Genomic DNA, 17,334 nt, shown 5'->3' with positions numbered 1-17,334 from the left:
ACGTAATGATTACGATTTATATATTATAAAACTTCATTCCATTTGTCAATTGCAAAAACAAGAAGATTCCCTTTAGAATCCCCTTGTTTTTATAGTTAAATAAATTTTCTCCCGCATTAACGGGCAGTAAGACCCCCACTGATTAAAAGTTTCACTTTATTAAAACGATTCGTATGTAACAAACTCACTAATCGGCTTTCGATATCCTCGTGGGCGAGTTTTAGTCGTATCACTTTTTCCTATCGTAATCATTAAAACAGGTACTATATGCTCCGGCATATTTAATTCACTTTGTACTGCTTTTTCATCGAAACCAATCATTGGACATGTATCATAGCCATAATATTTAGCTGCGTACATAAAAGTCATCGCGCTTAACGAAGCATTTCTAATCGCTTCATCCTCCATGAAACGCTCTCCTTTTCCTTCATATAAACCTTTCGTTTGCCTAATTGTATCTTCATATTCACATTCATCAATCATTTTTAAAACTTTCATACCGAAGTAAATATTTTCAACATTTTGGTATGCTTTTTTATCACCACAAACGAGCACTACCGCTGATGCACTCGATACTTTATATTGACCGAAAGCTAATTCTTTTAATCTTTCTTTTCGCTCTTGATCACGAATTACAACATAATGTGTGTGCTGCAAATTATAGCAAGATGGAGAAAGCTTAGTTAACTCAAATATTTTTTTAAAATCCTCATCAGGGATTTCTATACCTTGTATAAATTTCATTGCAGAACGTCTAGCAATTGCTAATTCTTCAAAGTTCACCATATATCCTCCTCGATAACTGTAAATTTAAATATACATTAATTTATACAAATAGATAAATCAAATAAAAACACTTTAAATCCGAATAATAATTATGATTAACAGCAAAAAAGACAAAAAGCTGAAACAATTAGTTCATACGAAATTCACACGAATCTATTACTATAGAAACTGTACATAGTGAACTTATTAACAATCACGTTTATTTATATAAAATCTTACTCGAAAGGAGTTGAAAGTATGAAAACTAAATATCGCTTTATGATCTCATCATTTGCTGCTTGCGCTTATATGATTTGGTATTTAGTATAATAACGACCTCACTTGCAAATAGGAAAAGGTGTGTATATAAATGGAATATAATCAATCAACAGTTAACTACTGGAAAGCTTTTGTATTACCATATACATTTGCTTTAGAAGAGTTAAAAACTAAATTTGAAATTATGAACCGGGAAGCTCAATTTCTAGAGGATTACAACCCGTTTGAACATATAAAAACAAGACTAAAACAACCTGAAAGTATTATTAAAAAACTAGAGCGCAAAAGCTTATTACCAACAGTTGAAAATGCTCAAACACATTTACAAGATATTATTGGTATTCGTATTACATGTTGCTTCGTAGAAGATATCTATCATTTGAAAGAAGTCATTCAAAAACGCGAAGATATGGAAGTCATAGAAGTAAAAGATTATATCGCTAACCCAAAACGAAACGGATATAAAAGTTTACACATGATCATTAAATACCCTTTATCACTAAATTCTGGTACAAAAGATGTATTTGCAGAAATTCAGTTACGTACACTGGCAATGGACTTTTGGGCAAGTTTAGAACACAAACTTTATTATAAATATGAAGGGAAAATACCGGAGTATTTAAAAGATGAACTACATGATGCAGCAATGAAAGCTGAAGATCTGGATAATAAAATGGCCACAATTCGTCAAGATATTGATGATATTGAGGCATGTTCAAATCAAATTATGCTACCACTATAAAAAAAGGTTCTCGCCAATGAGAACCTTTTTTCTATCATTTTTGGGAAGTACGACTCCACACTTATTAAAGTTTCACGTTATTTTTTCTCTATTGTTCGAACCTCTTCAATCTTCCATTTATCCTCTTCTTTTCCAAGGGCATACTGTACTTTCTTTTGAAGAGTAATACTGTCGTCTACTTCCTTTTCTTTCGTTTCAACAATAACATACCCTACTTTACTAACTTTCATATCTATATGTTCCAATTCAATTTTCTTATTTCCCTTTTGAAATGCGGCTTCTTTTTGTGTTTTTAAGTCTTCAGCACTAGGCATCTTCTTTGAAAATAACTCCATATGTTCTGCAAGATTTTTTTCATTGGTCGTTCGCACAAATGTATGAATAACATCTTGAATAGATTTCTCTTCTTCTTTTGTTATTTGTACCTTTTCCTCAGTTTTTTTAGTAGTAGATTTTTGTGCTACATTATTCTCTTCTTGTTGACATCCAACTAGTAATACTACAAATGCTAGAAGGAATCTTAATTTCGCAAATATTTTTTTCATATTTCCAACTCCTAAAAAGAAAAGCGAGGCAGTTCGCCTCACTTTCGCTCTTAATTAGCGTCTTCCTTTATTCGGATCACCGCCACCAACAATATCAAAGACACGTTTCGCTATATTTGTATTCTCTTGAACGCCAGAGAACAAGTATTTACCTGGACCAAATGCATACACGTTCACATCTTCCCCTGTATGTCCACCTGTTGTCCAGCCTGTAACCGAGCGCTTATTGAAAATATCTTCAATTGCATTATCAATCTTTGTTACATCTTTTGACGGAGCTATATCATTTACAGCTTGAATTTCTTCTGGAGTTAATTGTAAATCAATATACTTTTTCAATGTTTCTTCTACATTTGCACCTTTTGCAATCTCATTTGCCATAAAGTCTGGTGTGCGTTTTGCAGCTTTAATTGGATCTACTTTAAAGTTATACTCGCCATTGGCACCTAAAGATAAGCCACCAGTAGCGTGATCTGCCGTTGCAACAACTAACGTATTTTTATCTTTTTTCGCAAACTCAATCGCTGCTTTGAAAGCTTTTTCGAAGTCTTCCATTTCACTCATTGCACCAACAATATCATTATCATGTCCAGCCCAGTCGATTTGACTTCCTTCCACCATTAAGAAGAAACCATTTTTATTTTTGTTCAAACGCTCAATTGCTGCATTAGTCATTTCTTCTAATGAAGGTGTTTTCTCATTGCGGTCAATCATTTTATCTAATCCACCTGGTGCAAATAAACCAAGAATTTGATCATTTTTATCATTTAACAATTGATCTCGATCCGTTACATAGCTATAACCAGATTTCTTAAACTCTTCTGTAAGATTACGATCTTTTCTAACAAAGTTCTTTACGCCGCCGCCAAGCATAACATCTACCTTATGCTTCCCTTTAATTTTCTCATCAAAATAATCATTTGCAATTGCGTCCATATTTTTACGGCTAATGTCATGCGCACCGAAAGCAGCTGGTGTTGCATGTGTAATTTCAGAAGTTGCAACGAGTCCCGTTGATTTCCCTTTTTCTTTCGCTTGCTCAAGAACTGTTTTCACTTCCGCTTTATCATTATCAACTGCAATTGCAGCATTATATGTTTTAATTCCTGCTGACATAGCTGTTGCTGCCGATGCAGAGTCTGTAATATTTTCATGTTCATCTTCTGGGTATGTTTTTTGTGTTCCTACAAGATGCTTATCAAATTCTGTAGATTCCATTTCAAAGGTTTTTGGATTATCTTTCATATAACGGTGAGCCGTCATATATGAAGGACCCATACCATCCCCAATTAATACGATAACATTTTTAATCTTTGCATTGCTTCCGTTCTCATCTGCATTAACCTCACTAGAACGAGTAAAATTCCATGTTGCTACCGAAGTAACTGCTAATGATGCCACAACTGCAAATGGCCATGCTTTTTTCACAAACTTTTTCACTGTCTTGTCCCCCTAATTAGGTTATTCATTTCCCACTATCAAATTTAATGGAAGACTATTAAGAGAAAATTAGCTGTATGTAAATTTTTTGTTAACTTATGTAAATATCAGTTATAATTTGTATAAGTTTGTCTTTTTGTATCAATCATTCCGCCCTTTACAATTTAAATATAAACAAGTTGGATTTCATTTAACGTAAATCTCTTTTTTTACATTTTGACTCTATGTTTATGAAAATAAATAGAAATGCGGTGAGCCTTTATGAAAATAGTAAAGCTAAATGAATCTTTTATTTTTGAATTACTTAATCTTTGCAAATCTGTTGGATGGTTACACGATGAAATTTTTATGAAAAAACAATTCGAAATGTATCTTTCTATCGGCACACTTGTAGGTTACATTCATGAAAACAAACTCATTGCGACTGGAGGAGTATTTCCCTTTACAAGTAACTTCGCTTCCATTGGTATGTTAATCGTTCACCCTAATTTTCAAGGACGCGGAATAGGGCGCATGTTGCTAAATCATTGCTTGGAACAAATTCATCCAAAACAACCCATTGCACTTATTGCGACAAAAGCTGGCGAACCTCTATACACATCATGCGGATTTCAAACAGCAACAACGATTCATCGTTTTGAAAAGCAAACTATTAAGACGTACCCTTCTCACTTACAACAAGTACAAGAAGAAGACCTTATACCTGTTACTTCTCTGGATCAAATTGCAACTGGTATGAATCGTTCTCTACTTTACTCTTTGCTATTACCAAGGGCCGTACACTCTTTTAAAATTGAAAGAAATAACTGTATAGAAGCTTTTTCATTATGCATACAAAAGGGCAATATATTATGTATCAATCCACTTATCGCCCAGCAAGAAGAAGATGCTATCCAATTATTAAAAAAGATATGTGAATGTTGGAATGGTATAGTACGAATTGATGTTCCACACTCACAATTTACATTTCGTCAATTTCTTCAAACAGAAAATTTCCAAGAAACGCTCCTTTCACCTCTTATGATAAAAAATGGTAGCCAACTTCCTGGAAATCGTAATATGCTATTTGCTATGATAGATACAGCGTTATGTTAGAAAGGAGACACCTAATTGAAGCGATTTAGCTATTTTATGGTAGGTTGTCTTACTCTTACACTATTAGTAGGATGTAGTGCAGCAGAAAAGCCAGTAGAACAAGTAAAACAAGTTAAAAATACAATTACAGCGAAACTAGCTACCGAGGAAAAAATGGTAGAAATAGATGGTCAAACCATTTACTTTAAAAAGATTGGTAATGAAAAACCACCTTTACTTATGATTCATGGCTTTGGAGGGTCATCAGATGGTTTTCAAAAGATTTACTCCGATTTAGCAAAAGATCATACAATTATTTCTGTAGATGCTTTAGGATTCGGGCGCTCATCTAAGCCAATGGATTTTTATTATTCTTTTCCAACTCATGCAAATTTGTATTATAAATTAATGAAAAAACTAGGGTATGATTCATTCGCAATACTGGGGCATTCCATGGGGGGAGAAATTTCTCTAAATTTAACATATTTATATCCTGAAGCAGTTACTCACCTTATTTTAACTGATGCTACAGGTGGCCCTCATACATTCGTTAATAAACAAGGCTCACCAAAACCACAATTGTCGACTGATTTAAATGCCGTTTCTTCTATTACAGATTATGATGAAAGCAAAGTGAAATTCAAACGTAATGATGAAGAGCATTATAATAAAATGAAATTATGGCCTAGACGTCTTAAAATTAATGCAAATGAAATAAAACAGCCAACTTTAATTATATGGGGCAGAAATGATAGTAGCGTTTCCTGGAAAGAAGGAGAAACGTATCATCAATTCTTAAAAAATAGCACTTTACATATTATTGAAAAAGGTTATCATGCACCATTTCGCCAAGAACCACAAGAATTTGTCGGGTATGTAAAAGATTTCTTTAAGAACAATCCGATTAAAGTTGAAAAATAACATAAACGGGTATCTCAAAATGAGATACCCGTTTTCATATATTAAGCAGCTTGCTTTTGGCGTTTTGGAGTTTTTGACCCTAATACTTTCGGGATAACGAAGCCATCCATTCCAAATTTCCCAGCGTTCATACCGGAAACAAGAACAAACATAGATAAGATAACCATCTCAGGGTTCACACCAATTGACCCACTAAACATATAGGAAAAGTTCATTACAAGACCAAAAAAGACCGCTGTTTTTGTTAAACAGCCTACAATTAAACCAATTCCGACTAAAATTTCTCCCCATGTTACAAGTGTATTAAACAAATCTACATTTGGAATTGCAAATTCTTGTAAGAATGATGCCCACCAAGATTGAACAGCCGGTTGTGCACCTTTAGATTTTTCAATTGCCCCTTGCAAATAACCTGTTGCATCGAATCCTTTTCCTTGTAGTTTACCGATTCCAGCCATTAACCATGTGTAACCAAGATATACTCGAATTACTGCTAATGCAAAAGAAACTGCTTTGTTTTCTCTTAAAAATTGAATAACCATATCTTCCTCCTAAAGTTGTAATTAAGTTAGTTACAGATAATATAATAACATTAGTTACTTATTTTTCAAACGTTAATTATGAATAATCTGTGACATGCGTATGAAACATTAAAAACTAACGTTTATATAGTAACTTTTATTACCTGTAAAAACTTGAACATATCATACCACAAGTGATAACCATTTTCATTGAAAAAAATGTAAAAAAAATGTGAGTTAAATGTGAAACACGTTTATTCGAATATAGAATAAACGTGTTTCACACTAATTATAGAATCGAAATGTATGTGTCTCCTCATCAATTAAACTCGCTTCTTGAAACGCTTCTTCTAACGTTTTCCCATGGTTAATAACCCCATAAAATAAGCGTATAGTAAACATAAGTGCTGCATTTCCATCTACATAATCAATCGATCCAATATATGATTTCGCACCACTATGTAAAAAAGATTTTGCTAGATTTTGCTCCCCTAACGTGCACCCGCTATTTACAATATGTGTATTATGCAATTTTGCATATTTATAAATTTCTTCTGTACCAAAATCCCCTCTCGGTTCATCTTGTTCATATACTTCTTCGCCTAACTCTTCCATGACAAACTTCCCTTCTTCACCATGAAAGCAAAAAATAATATAATTAATATTGTTAAATAAGTTCTTTCCAGAAAGAACTTCCACAAAATCTTTCGGCCTACCAATCCAATATGTCACAACCCTTGCACCAAAATATTCAAGAGATGCTCGAATTGATTGCGCTTCTAAATCCGAATTAAAACCAACTACTAATGCAATATTCAACATACAACCCCCATCCTATAATCAGCCCTTATCAATCAGAATTTTATGGGATAAATCCATTTCATATATGCCCGTTTCTTTCAAAAAATCTGATCTAGTTAAAACGACTTTCTGTAAATATTGCCTATATGCTGTAATTGTTCCATCGTGAGATACAATGCAAATTCTTTCAGCACCCAGTTCATAACACCAAAGAAGAAATTCATCTACTATTTGCTGAAAACTATTCTCTGAAATAGTGTTTATACCTTCCTTCCATAACTGATTATTTGAGCTTTTCTCTATCGAAAAATGCGGAAATAACTTTGTTATCATTCCCTGATCTACTATATAATCGCACGGTAATGTTTTCGCTCCTTCTCGATAAGGAAAAATACGTGGGGATACATATGGATGGACTAGTTTTTGACAAGCAACTTTCGCACTCCATATTGTCGCCGTTTGCAAAGTTCTAAGTGTAGGACTAACAATTAATATATCCGTCTCTTGCAATGGCACATTGCATTGAAGTAATTTAGCTTGAGCCTTTCCTACTCTCGTCAATGGTGGGTCAAACACTTGTAAACTTTCTGGTAAATCCGTTGTATGTTCACCTTCACCATGCCGAACAAAAACGATTTTCATCCTCTTCCTCCTCTCTTTATGAAATCCTCTTACATATTTCTTCCCTATCTTATACTTTATTCCTGCTATATGAAAAACTGATATGTAAAACACTTTTTACAAGGGAGAAGTGAATCAAAAAATATGAAATGGATAACCATCTTAATTGGAATGATTATATGGGGATACATAAATGGATTTTTTAGTAGTGATAAAGTGAAACTTTAATCCGTGGGGGTTTTGTTCATCCCCCACGGATTATTAGTTGAACCAATCGGGCTTTTACGGACAGTTGATCCCCACCTAACTTCTTTGCCTCCGCTGAATTTTGAGGTGGGGGTCTTACTGCCCGTTAATGCGGGATAAAACTGCTAATCCTTGGATTACAGATGATGAACGTGAAACAAAAATTAAACAAAAAGCAATTACGGCAAGCTGGTCCGGTGTTTTTATGTTTTGTACCATTAGCCTCTTAAATAAATGGTTAGGTTTAAACACAAACGATAAATCACCGTACTTACCAGACCCTATCGCAGCTATTTTAAAGGAAAATGTAGAGTTACAAGTTTTACTCATGCTATTTGTTATGTATGGAATATTTTACTTACATTATCAAAGAAAATTAAGTGCCTAACTTCTAACTCATGATTATCCTCCTAAATGGTTATAGTAATTAGGACGAAATGAAAGGAGTGATAGAAAAATGAGTAACTCGAATGAATTTTTAGATACACTACATGAAAAACAAGCAAAAGATGAACAAAATAGAAAGCGCCAAGGGAACGGAAACCCAGCGAAAAAAAAGCCAAATAAAACGCATAAATAACAATAAAAAACTGCCTAAAATGATCTTTTAGGCAGTTTTTTATTGTTATTTTACCGAGATGACATTTTCCCAATTCCATTTCTCATAATACCACGCTGGTACATCTATATTTTCAATCCACTTCTTTTCCTGTTTCCCATCTTTATGAGCAAGCCATACATCCGCTTTCTTACGGTCTGAACGTATCCAAATTAATTGATTACTCTTCTTCATGAAGATCGGGTGGTAATCCCCTTGCTTGTTCTTTTTCTTTGTGATTTGATGCTGTGCATTACTTGTACTATCGACCTCATACAAAGATGGTAGTGGCCTTTTTTCTGGTGGAGTTTCTATCCCTGCCTCCTTTGCTCGTGAAACGATAATTACTCTATCGTTCTTCCATACAAAATCCCAATCAACATATCCTTTCGGCGTAAATATGTTCTGCTGAAGTGCTGGCAATTCCTTTACTTTTAAATGCTTATTTTCTAATGCAACTCTTCCGCTCCCTTCAATATAAGCTAATATATTTTTTGATGGTGCCCATTGAAACCATTGTGCGTTTAGTAACATTTGATCTACTTTTTCAAACCGACTGCCATCTGCACGAACTAAGCAAAGCGTATTACTATCAGCTGACCATGAAGCTGTCGGTACTGCTAAAAATGAAATCCACTTTTGATCTGGTGACCACTTAAAGCCACTTGCTACTAGCGCTAGGAAATCATCATGTTCATTTGGCAATGCATACAAATGCTTCATTTTGTGAGGATTCATATGTGCATCTTTTTGCACTTCATATAGCTGAGCCCCTGTCCATCCTGTTGGAAGTAAGTGCGCTTCAGAGGATACAAGAAAGTTCTTTCCATCGGGGTACCATGCATAATCCCCTACACCAGCCGATACATTTTCAAAATCTGCATTCTTTTTTTCTACATCAAATGTATTTAATGTACCTGTAAATATAAATGCAATTATATTTTCTGTTGGTGACCATTGATAATTCGATGCTTCTGAGTGAAACGGCGTAACTTTCTTTCCATCTTTCAGCCGATATAACTCAAGAATATTTTGTTTCTTCCCTTTTACATATGCCAGCCATTCTCCATCATGTGACCACTTTGGCCCTGTTATGTTCTCTCCTTTTGTAAGTTGTTTTTCTTTCCCCTCAACTTTAATCCAAAGGTTATGATGACGAATAAAAGCAACTTTCACACTATTATTTTCTGCGCTAGTAATAGTGATAGAACACAAAAACATAAACAACACTACACTACCACTTACTATTAGCCTTTTCATACCATCACTCCATTTCCCTCATAGCATTCCTCACTTTCTTCCTACAATATGTGAAAAATATCGATTCGACATAATCAGAAAAAATTTCCCAAGAAATTTTCAATTCATAGAGGATTGGTATGAATTATGTCGAAAGTATAGTTTAGCCAACATTTATATTTATAAGTTATAACTAAAATGTAAGATTTAATTTCTGAATATTGGCACTTTTTATTAGGGGGAGTATCAATGAAAAAAACTACATCTACACTATTAAGCATGGCGCTTGTCTTTTCTAGTTTTGGAGCTTTAAGCGCTCATGCTGAATCACTACAAAAGGAGAAGCAATTTAGTCCACAATTAAAAACAACGATTGAACAGTGGGGAGAACATAAAATTGCTCAAAATGTTGAAACGAAAACAACAAAAGAAATATCAGTAATTGTAGAATTGCAACATGCACCTCTCGCTGCTCAAAGTAATATTCAGCATGCTCCAGATTTACAAAATAGTAATGCTCAGTCTTATCATGCTGAGCTAAAAAAAGCACCTGGTATTCCAGTGAGAATGCAATATGAAATTAACGGAAATGGTGTATGGGAACAGGCATTCCTGAACCCTTGGGAGAAAAGCTATGACATTTATTTCGATCGCACTCAATTACACGAAGAAAAAAATACTATTCACATTGTAGCAACTGATGCAGCTGGCAATACCTCTAATTTAACTGTTAATTTAGAAGTGAAATAAAGTGAAGCCTTAATCAGTAGAGATTTTGTTCATCCCCACTGATTATTAGCCTTCACCAATCGGGGGTTACGGGCAATTATTCTCCCACCGAATTTTGAGGTAGGAATTTTACTGCTCATTAACACGGGATAAAAAATTTTTGTTGACAATTTTTTTAATATAGTTTTATAATACAAAACATAGTTTAGTTTAACGAATTATATATCGGCTTTGAAGGAATGCTAGTAGCGACTTATATCACTGTCCCAGAGAACTGATGGTTGGTGCGAATCAGTACATATACAAGCGTGAATTACAATTCTGGAGCTTCTTTCCCGTAATGCTTTTTATGCATGAAGAGAAAGACGGATCTTTCCGTTATCGTAAAGTGAGTGGTAAACAATTAGTTGTTTACAAATAGGGTGGTACCGCGATTTTTATCGTCCCTATCGGATTTTCCGATAGGGACTTTTTTGCATCCATCCTCTTACACAATTTCATATATACGCGTTGAAAGAATCGCAGTAGTATCTTATATCCCTGTTACAGAGAGCTAATGGTCGGTGGAAATTAGCACATATATAAGTATGAATTACAATTCTGGAGCTTCTTTTTCGTAGTGCTTTTATGCATGGAGGAAAAGACGGAATTTTTCCGTTATCATTAATTGAGATGTAAGTATATTTTCACTTACAAATAGGGTGGTACCGCGATTCTTTCGCCCCTATCGGATTTTCCGATAGGGGCTTTTTCTATTTATCACAGAAACATATGTTAAATAATTCCGAATCTTATGATAAAATTTTATAAGCGCTTACAAAAAATGAAAGGGGGTGATACAAGCTATACGAAATCGATATTCAATTTTATTGAAAAAAAGGAGGATGTCTAAATGACAAAGAAAACAGAAATTCCATCGCATTTAAAACCATTTGTATCCACACAACATTATGATCAATACACACCGGTGAATCACGCTGTGTGGCGTTACATTATGAGACAAAATCATAGCTTCTTAAAAGACGTTGCTCATCCAGCCTATGTGAACGGACTACAATCATCTGGTATTAATATAGATGCAATTCCAAAAGTAGAAGAAATGAATGAGTGTTTGGCACCAAGCGGCTGGGGCGCTGTAACAATTGACGGACTTATTCCTGGCGTAGCATTCTTCGATTTTCAAGGACACGGATTACTACCGATTGCAACAGATATCCGGAAAGTAGAAAATATCGAGTACACACCAGCTCCAGATATCGTACATGAAGCCGCAGGACACGCACCGATTTTACTTGATCCTACATATGCAAAATATGTGAAACGTTTTGGGCAAATTGGTGCAAAAGCTTTCTCTACAAAAGAAGAACATGATGCATTTGAAGCTGTTCGTACATTAACGATAGTAAAAGAAAGCCCTACTTCTACTCCTGATGAAGTTAAGGCTGCTGAAAATGCTGTAATTGAAAAACAAAACTTAGTTTCTGGTTTATCGGAAGCTGAACAAATTTCACGTCTTTTCTGGTGGACAGTAGAATATGGATTGATCGGAAATATAGATGATCCAAAGATATATGGTGCTGGTCTCCTTTCTTCTGTTGGCGAAAGCAAACATTGCTTAACAGACGCTGTAGAAAAGGTTCCATTTTCTATCGAAGCATGTACAGGGACAACTTATGACGTAACAAAAATGCAACCACAACTATTTGTTTGTGAATCCTTTGAAGAATTAACAGATGCGCTTGAAACATTTTCTAAAACGATGGCCTTTAAAACAGGTGGAAAAGAAGGTTTAGAAAAAGCAATTCGCTCTGAGAACTATGCAACAGCTGAGCTAAATAGTGGATTACAAATTACAGGTACATTTAGCGAGACAATTGAAAACGATGCAGGTGAATTAATTTACATGCGAACAAATTCGCCAACGGCATTAGCGCTTCATAATAAACAGTTAGCGAATCATTCTACTTCTGTACACAGTGACGGATTTGGAACACCGATTGGATTACTTACTGAAAATATTGCATTAGAAAATTGTACAGACGAACAACTACAATCATTAGGAATTAAAATTGGAACTATCGCTGAGTTTACTTTTGCAAGTGGTATTCATGTAAAAGGAACAGTAACAGATATTGTGAAAAATGATAAGAAAATTGCTCTTATTTCCTTTATCGATTGCACAGTTACTTATAACGCCCGCGTTTTATTTGATGCTTCATGGGGCGCATTTGATATGGCTGTTGGCTCACAAATCACTTCAGTATTCCCAGGTGCCGCAGATGCAGCAGCATTTTTCCCAATGGATGAAGAAGTTCAAGAAATTCCTGCTCCGCTTGTACTGAATGAACTCGAGCGTATGTATCAAACAGTTCGAGATATTCGAAGTGAGGGGATTTTACACGACGCGCATATCGATCAATTAGTAGCAATCCAAGAAGTATTAAATAAATTTTATGCGAAAGAATGGTTGCTGCGCCTTGAAGTATTAGAGTTACTTTTAGAGCATAACAAAGGGCATGAAACATCTGCAGCATTACTACATCAACTTTCTACTTTCACAACTGACGAAGCTGTAACACGCCTTATTAACAATGGTCTTGCGTTACTTCCAATAAAGGATGTGAAAAATGATGCTAAGATTAACTGAAGAAGAAGTTCACGAGGAATTATTGAAGGTAGATAAATGGATGGTAAAAGATGAGAAATGGATTGAACGAAAATATATGTTTTCCGACTACTTAAAAGGAGTCGAATTTGTCTCTGAAGCCGCCAAACTATCAGAAGAACATAATCACCATCCATTTATCCTTATCCAGTATAAAGCAGTTATTATTACTTTGTCATCTTGGAATGCAAAAGGTTTAACGAAACTAGATTTTGAGCTTGCAAAACAATTTGATGAACTATTTTTACAAAACGAAAATGCAATTATAAGAAAATAAAAAAGAGAAGCCTTTTTAGGCTTCTCCTTTTATTTGGAAATGGATACAATGTCCAAATGGATCCTCGACTTGTAATATTCCATCTTTGTACGTAGCAATCTTACCAATATTTTTTAAGCTTTCACATACTTGCTCTTTTTGTTTTTCATCCGCTAATACAATTGTGAAATATTTCAAACCAACAGAACCTGGCATTTGCGGTGGTACCCCTTCACCTTGCCATGTATTTAAACCGATATGGTGATGATAGCCACCTGCTGATACGAACAACGCTCCATTACGAGCTGGGATTGTTACTTCAAAACCAAGACCATCAACATAGAAACGTTTCGCTTCCTCTAAATTAGCTACATGGAAATGAATATGCCCCATCACAGTACCAGCTGGAAATCCACTCCATGTACTTCCTTGCTGCAATAATTCTTCACCAGCTAACGGGTTACTAACAAATGGGAGCTCTCCATTCTCATCACGCCAAACTTCTTTTTGTCGATCATGATAAATTTCAATCCCGTTTCCATCTGGATCAGCTAAATAAAGAGCTTCACTAAAGTAATGATCGGCCCCGCCATGTAGTGGATATACCATTTCTACAAGATGACGAAGAACATTCGCTAAATCCTGCCTACTTGGTAATAAAATTGCGTAATGATATAACCCTGTTCTTCCTCTTTGCTTCGGAAAAGCTTCTTTCTTTTCTTCAATGATAAGAAGTGGTTCATCATTTTCATTCCCAAATGTAACGACTGCTTTTTCTTCTTTTAGCACCTTCATACTTAGTACTTCCGTATAAAACTCTAGTGATTTCTTTACATTAGATACGTATAAATGAACAACATCCAGTGTTGTATCGGGATGAAGTTGAAAACTCATCTTGTTAGCCCCCCATTTAAATTAGTTCTTCTTTGACATTTTTTCTTTTAAGAAATTATCTACAAAACCATCAGCTTTTGCAACAAATAAGTATGCACCCATTGCTAATAATGCAAGTTCTAATTCGAAACCAGGATTTTTTCCATCTCCCAATAAACCAGCTGACCATTTCACTTTTACGATTGCTCCAACCATAACAAGTGCAAATAATAATCCAATATATCTTACACCTAAACCTAGAATTAATAATAGGCCTCCAACTAATTCAAATGTTGCTACACCGTATGCAAGTCCTCCTGGTAAACCAATGCTTGTAAACCACCCTGCAATATTGTCAATTCCTGATTGGAATTTTGTTAAACCGTGCATGAAGAATGTTACCCCTAACACGATACGAATAATTAAGTTACCAATATGTTGATTCATTTCTTTCTCTCCTTTATAGTTTTCTTATACAAAACTTTTATTTACATTACAAAACATACACTAATTTTTTTTATTCGTCAATTCATTTTCACTGGGAAAAAATATATTTTTTTTGCTATGATACAAATAGTTGTTTACAAAAAGGAGCTTGATTTTATGAATATTGGTTCTGCAATACGTGAAATTCGTCAACGTAGGGGCATAACAATCGCACAAATTTGTGAGGGAACAGGTCTTTCTAAAGGATTTATGAGTCAGGTTGAAAATAATAAAACATCACCATCTATCTCAACTTTAGAAACGATCTCCAATTTTTTAAACGTTCCCCTTCCCTATTTATTGTTAGAGCAAAAAGATCGATTAAAAATTGTCAAAAAAGAAGAACGGAAATACAGTGTATACGGCAAAGATGAGCAAAGAATTGAACATGTTGCGGAGCAAGGGGGCCTTCGCCTATCTTTAGTAGAAATCCCTACTGGATTCCCGAAAGAAAACTCACCAAATGCCCATGAAGGGGAAGAATGTCACCTTGTATTACGCGGAAAACTAGAAGTTCAGCACGGTGAAGATATTGCAATTGTAGAAGAAGGTGATTCTTTCTCATGGAATGCATGCGTTCCTCATATTGTTCGTAATATAGGAGAAGAAACTGCATTACTACTCATCTCTAGTTATGCGGAAAATCGAAAACGTGTTTACTAAATAATAAAAAAGAAGCCTGCTAAACAGGCTTCTTTTTTATCCCCTTATAATTCCATAACTTGTCCCCACTAGTACAGTCTTTTCGTGTTGATTGCGATAAACTGACTCGATTGAAACTTTTTTATAGCCTTCCATTTGCTCAACATTTGTTAAAGTTAATTCACAAGTGATCGTATCTCCTGTGAAAACTGGTCTAATAAACTCACTTACTAATTCTCTTGCTATGTAATGTAATTCTTCGCCTACTTTCGTTCCAATGCTAGCAGTCAATAAACCATGGACCATTAATCTTCCATTTTCATCATATTCCACATGGTGTCTACCTTTATCTCCGGTAATATTTGCAAATTCAAACACCTCTTCCTCAGTAAATCTTCTTTCATATTTAAATACATCCCCAACTTTTATACTCATTTTTATCCCCCTAATAATAAACAGAATTTTCTTTTATTTTATCATAAAATGTGCCTCAATCCATTCTCTATTATCAAATCCTCAAAATTACCTCGCTAAACTTTTACTTTTCATTCATTTATCGGTGACCATCTCTTTTCGCGACTTGATATCCATAATACGCACATGTTCCATTTCTCGATAGCTCTCTAACTTCAAATCCACAGCTTCTATAAAAATCAAAATTGTTCGCAGAAGTATGTGCAAACCAGTCACCATGTGGTAGCTTTTGCAAGCAAAGAGCGACAAGTTTCTTACCTAATCCCTTCCCTCTATATTCACATTTCACAACTAAATTTACTATGTTCGCGACCATGATTCCATCAGAAACGACTCTAACCATGGCAATCATCTCTTCTTCATCCCAAATTGTGAATGCCCATGTTGAATTTTCAAATGCTATCGTGAATTTTTCAATTTGCCAAGAAGGGATATTATCATTGCTCCAACCGGCATCTTCAAATAAAGTCTTAATTGCATATGCAGGTACACCATTCGTTCCCTCACGAATAATAAGTCCATTATGATAAATGTACATGTAATCCCCCCTTTATTTTTATATACCATTCTTCAAAAAATGCAATTAACCTTTTTTCATCCAACGCGCCTAATGGAATAAACGAGAACATCCATCCCATGAAATGAAGTTGTTTTCTCATAACTAAGCCCCGTTTTTCTAGCAACAAAGATTGAGGCGGGGTGATCCGGATTAATAAGAGAAATCAATTTATTCATTCTTAACGCTTGGAAGCCATAGTCTCGAAATGCTGCCGCTGCTTCTTTCGCATAGCCTTTTCCCCAATACTGAGGTAATAACCAATAACCAATTTCAATTTCCTCTTTTCCATCTATCTGCTGCTTTACTAATCCTGCATGACCAATCCGTATTCCCGTTTCCTTTTCAATTAATACAAATAAACCGAGGCCGTTTTTATAGCTAGGAATTACCCACTCCTCCAAACTTTTTTTACATTGCATATATGTTTTTAACTTCCCGTTTCCAATATAGCGCATTACTTTTTCGTTTCCCCATAGTGAAGCGTAGAACTGTAAATCATCCATTGTATATTTACGAATTTGTAAACGGTTTGTATGAAACATTCCTTCACTCCTTTCCACTAATTTATTCTTAATTTCACGATCATATTTTGTATGCACAATAAATGTTACCATTTATTATAAATGAATCAACTACATAACACAGAATATTCAATCTTATAGAAACAAAAAAAGCAGTAGACAAATATTGTCCACTGCATCCATATCATAACTAGCATAAAGAAAACTACAATTGAGGGGGGTGTAGCATGCCCATCAACTTAAAAGTGTTAACTATCCCCAAAAGTAAAAAATGCCATCCTTTCTTTATATTCGTGATAGAATATAAAGAAATTGAATGTTTTTTCTTAATATTAGG

At 34.8% G+C, this 17,334-nt stretch carries 20 protein-coding genes, 1 pseudogene and 2 other annotated features; of the genes and pseudogenes, 9 read left to right on the top strand and 12 right to left on the bottom strand.

The features are described from left to right. Positions 1-159: 159 nt before the first annotated feature. Positions 160-786: a nitroreductase family protein gene (locus ACS2CR_RS12230; protein ID WP_000245978.1), complete on the bottom strand. Its 627-nt coding sequence runs from the start codon at positions 784-786 to the stop codon at positions 160-162. A gap of 349 nt (positions 787-1,135) precedes the next feature. Here ACS2CR_RS12230 and ACS2CR_RS12225 point away from each other — a divergent pair, with 349 nt between their 5' ends. Further along, positions 1,136-1,786 (top strand): GTP pyrophosphokinase, encoded by a 651-nt coding sequence (locus ACS2CR_RS12225; protein WP_000456230.1) that lies wholly within the window; start codon positions 1,136-1,138, stop codon positions 1,784-1,786. Positions 1,787-1,863: 77 nt separating this feature from the next. Here the strand turns inward: ACS2CR_RS12225 and ACS2CR_RS12220 are convergent, their stop codons facing one another. Both ACS2CR_RS12220 and ACS2CR_RS12215 read right to left on the bottom strand, forming a co-directional pair. Then, positions 1,864-2,331: a hypothetical protein gene (locus ACS2CR_RS12220; RefSeq protein ID WP_000717905.1), complete on the bottom strand. Its 468-nt coding sequence runs from the start codon at positions 2,329-2,331 to the stop codon at positions 1,864-1,866. Positions 2,332-2,385: 54 nt separating this feature from the next. After that, entirely contained in the window at positions 2,386-3,771 is a 1,386-nt protein-coding gene (locus ACS2CR_RS12215) for an alkaline phosphatase (protein ID WP_000714912.1), read from the bottom strand. A gap of 261 nt (positions 3,772-4,032) precedes the next feature. Between ACS2CR_RS12215 and ACS2CR_RS12210 the strand changes: the two genes are divergently transcribed. Further along, positions 4,033-4,866 (top strand): GNAT family N-acetyltransferase, encoded by an 834-nt coding sequence (locus ACS2CR_RS12210; RefSeq protein WP_000706692.1) that lies wholly within the window; start codon positions 4,033-4,035, stop codon positions 4,864-4,866. A gap of 15 nt (positions 4,867-4,881) precedes the next feature. Beyond that, complete coding sequence (locus ACS2CR_RS12205) at positions 4,882-5,766, top strand: alpha/beta fold hydrolase (protein WP_000819810.1); 885 nt, start codon at positions 4,882-4,884, stop codon at positions 5,764-5,766. 41 nt (positions 5,767-5,807) lie between these two features. On the opposite strand, the gene ACS2CR_RS12200 is transcribed toward ACS2CR_RS12205, so the two are convergent. The 3 genes from ACS2CR_RS12200 to ACS2CR_RS12190 all read right to left on the bottom strand — a co-directional run bounded on the left by ACS2CR_RS12200 (position 5,808) and on the right by ACS2CR_RS12190 (position 7,730). Beyond that, on the bottom strand, positions 5,808-6,308 hold the full coding sequence (locus tag ACS2CR_RS12200) for a DoxX family protein (protein ID WP_000236592.1): 501 nt from the start codon (positions 6,306-6,308) through the stop codon (positions 5,808-5,810). 264 nt (positions 6,309-6,572) lie between these two features. Beyond that, positions 6,573-7,109 (bottom strand): hypothetical protein, encoded by a 537-nt coding sequence (locus tag ACS2CR_RS12195; RefSeq protein ID WP_000931928.1) that lies wholly within the window; start codon positions 7,107-7,109, stop codon positions 6,573-6,575. A gap of 18 nt (positions 7,110-7,127) precedes the next feature. Beyond that, on the bottom strand, positions 7,128-7,730 hold the full coding sequence (locus ACS2CR_RS12190) for a histidine phosphatase family protein (protein WP_000706245.1): 603 nt from the start codon (positions 7,728-7,730) through the stop codon (positions 7,128-7,130). A 334-nt stretch (positions 7,731-8,064) separates the two neighbouring features. Here ACS2CR_RS12190 and ACS2CR_RS12185 point away from each other — a divergent pair, with 334 nt between their 5' ends. Further along, on the top strand, positions 8,065-8,343 hold the full coding sequence (locus ACS2CR_RS12185) for a hypothetical protein (RefSeq protein WP_053512765.1): 279 nt from the start codon (positions 8,065-8,067) through the stop codon (positions 8,341-8,343). A 69-nt stretch (positions 8,344-8,412) separates the two neighbouring features. Then, positions 8,413-8,535 (top strand): DUF4023 domain-containing protein, encoded by a 123-nt coding sequence (locus ACS2CR_RS12180; protein WP_000071866.1) that lies wholly within the window; start codon positions 8,413-8,415, stop codon positions 8,533-8,535. Positions 8,536-8,580: 45 nt separating this feature from the next. Here the strand turns inward: ACS2CR_RS12180 and ACS2CR_RS12175 are convergent, their stop codons facing one another. After that, positions 8,581-9,813, bottom strand: a complete 1,233-nt coding sequence (locus tag ACS2CR_RS12175; protein ID WP_000825724.1) for a TolB family protein — start codon at positions 9,811-9,813, stop codon at positions 8,581-8,583. 228 nt (positions 9,814-10,041) lie between these two features. Here ACS2CR_RS12175 and ACS2CR_RS12170 point away from each other — a divergent pair. The 3 genes and pseudogenes from ACS2CR_RS12170 to ACS2CR_RS12160 all read left to right on the top strand — a co-directional run. Then, positions 10,042-10,341, top strand: a pseudogene (locus ACS2CR_RS12170) (hypothetical protein); the annotation flags it as partial. 402 nt (positions 10,342-10,743) lie between these two features. Further along, positions 10,744-10,972: a binding site (T-box leader), on the top strand. Positions 10,973-11,022: 50 nt separating this feature from the next. Further along, positions 11,023-11,250: a binding site (T-box leader), on the top strand. A gap of 163 nt (positions 11,251-11,413) precedes the next feature. Further along, a complete protein-coding gene (locus ACS2CR_RS12165; RefSeq protein ID WP_000163190.1) occupies positions 11,414-13,168 on the top strand; it encodes an aromatic amino acid hydroxylase in 1,755 nt (584 codons plus the stop codon). Continuing rightward, the gene (locus tag ACS2CR_RS12160; RefSeq protein ID WP_000979538.1) at positions 13,149-13,463 is read left to right on the top strand and encodes a 4a-hydroxytetrahydrobiopterin dehydratase; all 315 of its coding nucleotides are present in this window, start codon (positions 13,149-13,151) and stop codon (positions 13,461-13,463) included. The genes ACS2CR_RS12165 and ACS2CR_RS12160 overlap by 20 nt, the downstream gene beginning before the upstream one ends. Before the next feature lie 15 nt (positions 13,464-13,478). Here the strand turns inward: ACS2CR_RS12160 and ACS2CR_RS12155 are convergent, their stop codons facing one another. Beyond that, complete coding sequence (locus tag ACS2CR_RS12155) at positions 13,479-14,336, bottom strand: VOC family protein (protein ID WP_053512764.1); 858 nt, start codon at positions 14,334-14,336, stop codon at positions 13,479-13,481. A gap of 21 nt (positions 14,337-14,357) precedes the next feature. Continuing rightward, entirely contained in the window at positions 14,358-14,762 is a 405-nt protein-coding gene (locus tag ACS2CR_RS12150) for a DoxX family protein (RefSeq protein WP_001071553.1), read from the bottom strand. Between the two features lie 156 nt (positions 14,763-14,918). On the opposite strand from ACS2CR_RS12150, the gene ACS2CR_RS12145 reads away from it, so the two are divergent. Next, positions 14,919-15,464 carry a helix-turn-helix domain-containing protein gene (locus ACS2CR_RS12145; protein WP_001020693.1) on the top strand — a complete coding sequence of 182 codons (546 nt, stop codon included), beginning with the start codon at positions 14,919-14,921 and terminating at the stop codon, positions 15,462-15,464. A gap of 36 nt (positions 15,465-15,500) precedes the next feature. Here the strand turns inward: ACS2CR_RS12145 and ACS2CR_RS12140 are convergent, their stop codons facing one another. From ACS2CR_RS12140 to ACS2CR_RS12130, 3 genes are all read right to left on the bottom strand, one after another. Further along, entirely contained in the window at positions 15,501-15,878 is a 378-nt protein-coding gene (locus ACS2CR_RS12140) for a MaoC/PaaZ C-terminal domain-containing protein (RefSeq protein ID WP_000025015.1), read from the bottom strand. A gap of 118 nt (positions 15,879-15,996) precedes the next feature. Further along, positions 15,997-16,455, bottom strand: a complete 459-nt coding sequence (locus tag ACS2CR_RS12135) for a GNAT family N-acetyltransferase (protein ID WP_000276118.1) — start codon at positions 16,453-16,455, stop codon at positions 15,997-15,999. Between the two features lie 56 nt (positions 16,456-16,511). Continuing rightward, positions 16,512-17,090, bottom strand: coding sequence for a GNAT family N-acetyltransferase (locus tag ACS2CR_RS12130; protein ID WP_140159918.1), 579 nt, complete (start codon positions 17,088-17,090; stop codon positions 16,512-16,514). Positions 17,091-17,334: the final 244 nt, after the last annotated feature.

The organism is Bacillus cereus group sp. BceL291, assembly GCF_051776705.1.
In the GTDB taxonomy this organism is placed as follows: Bacteria; Bacillota; Bacilli; order Bacillales; family Bacillaceae_G; genus Bacillus_A; species Bacillus_A cereus.
The sequence above is the reverse complement of the archived record's forward strand: the minus strand, read 5'-3'. Positions and strand labels throughout refer to the sequence as shown.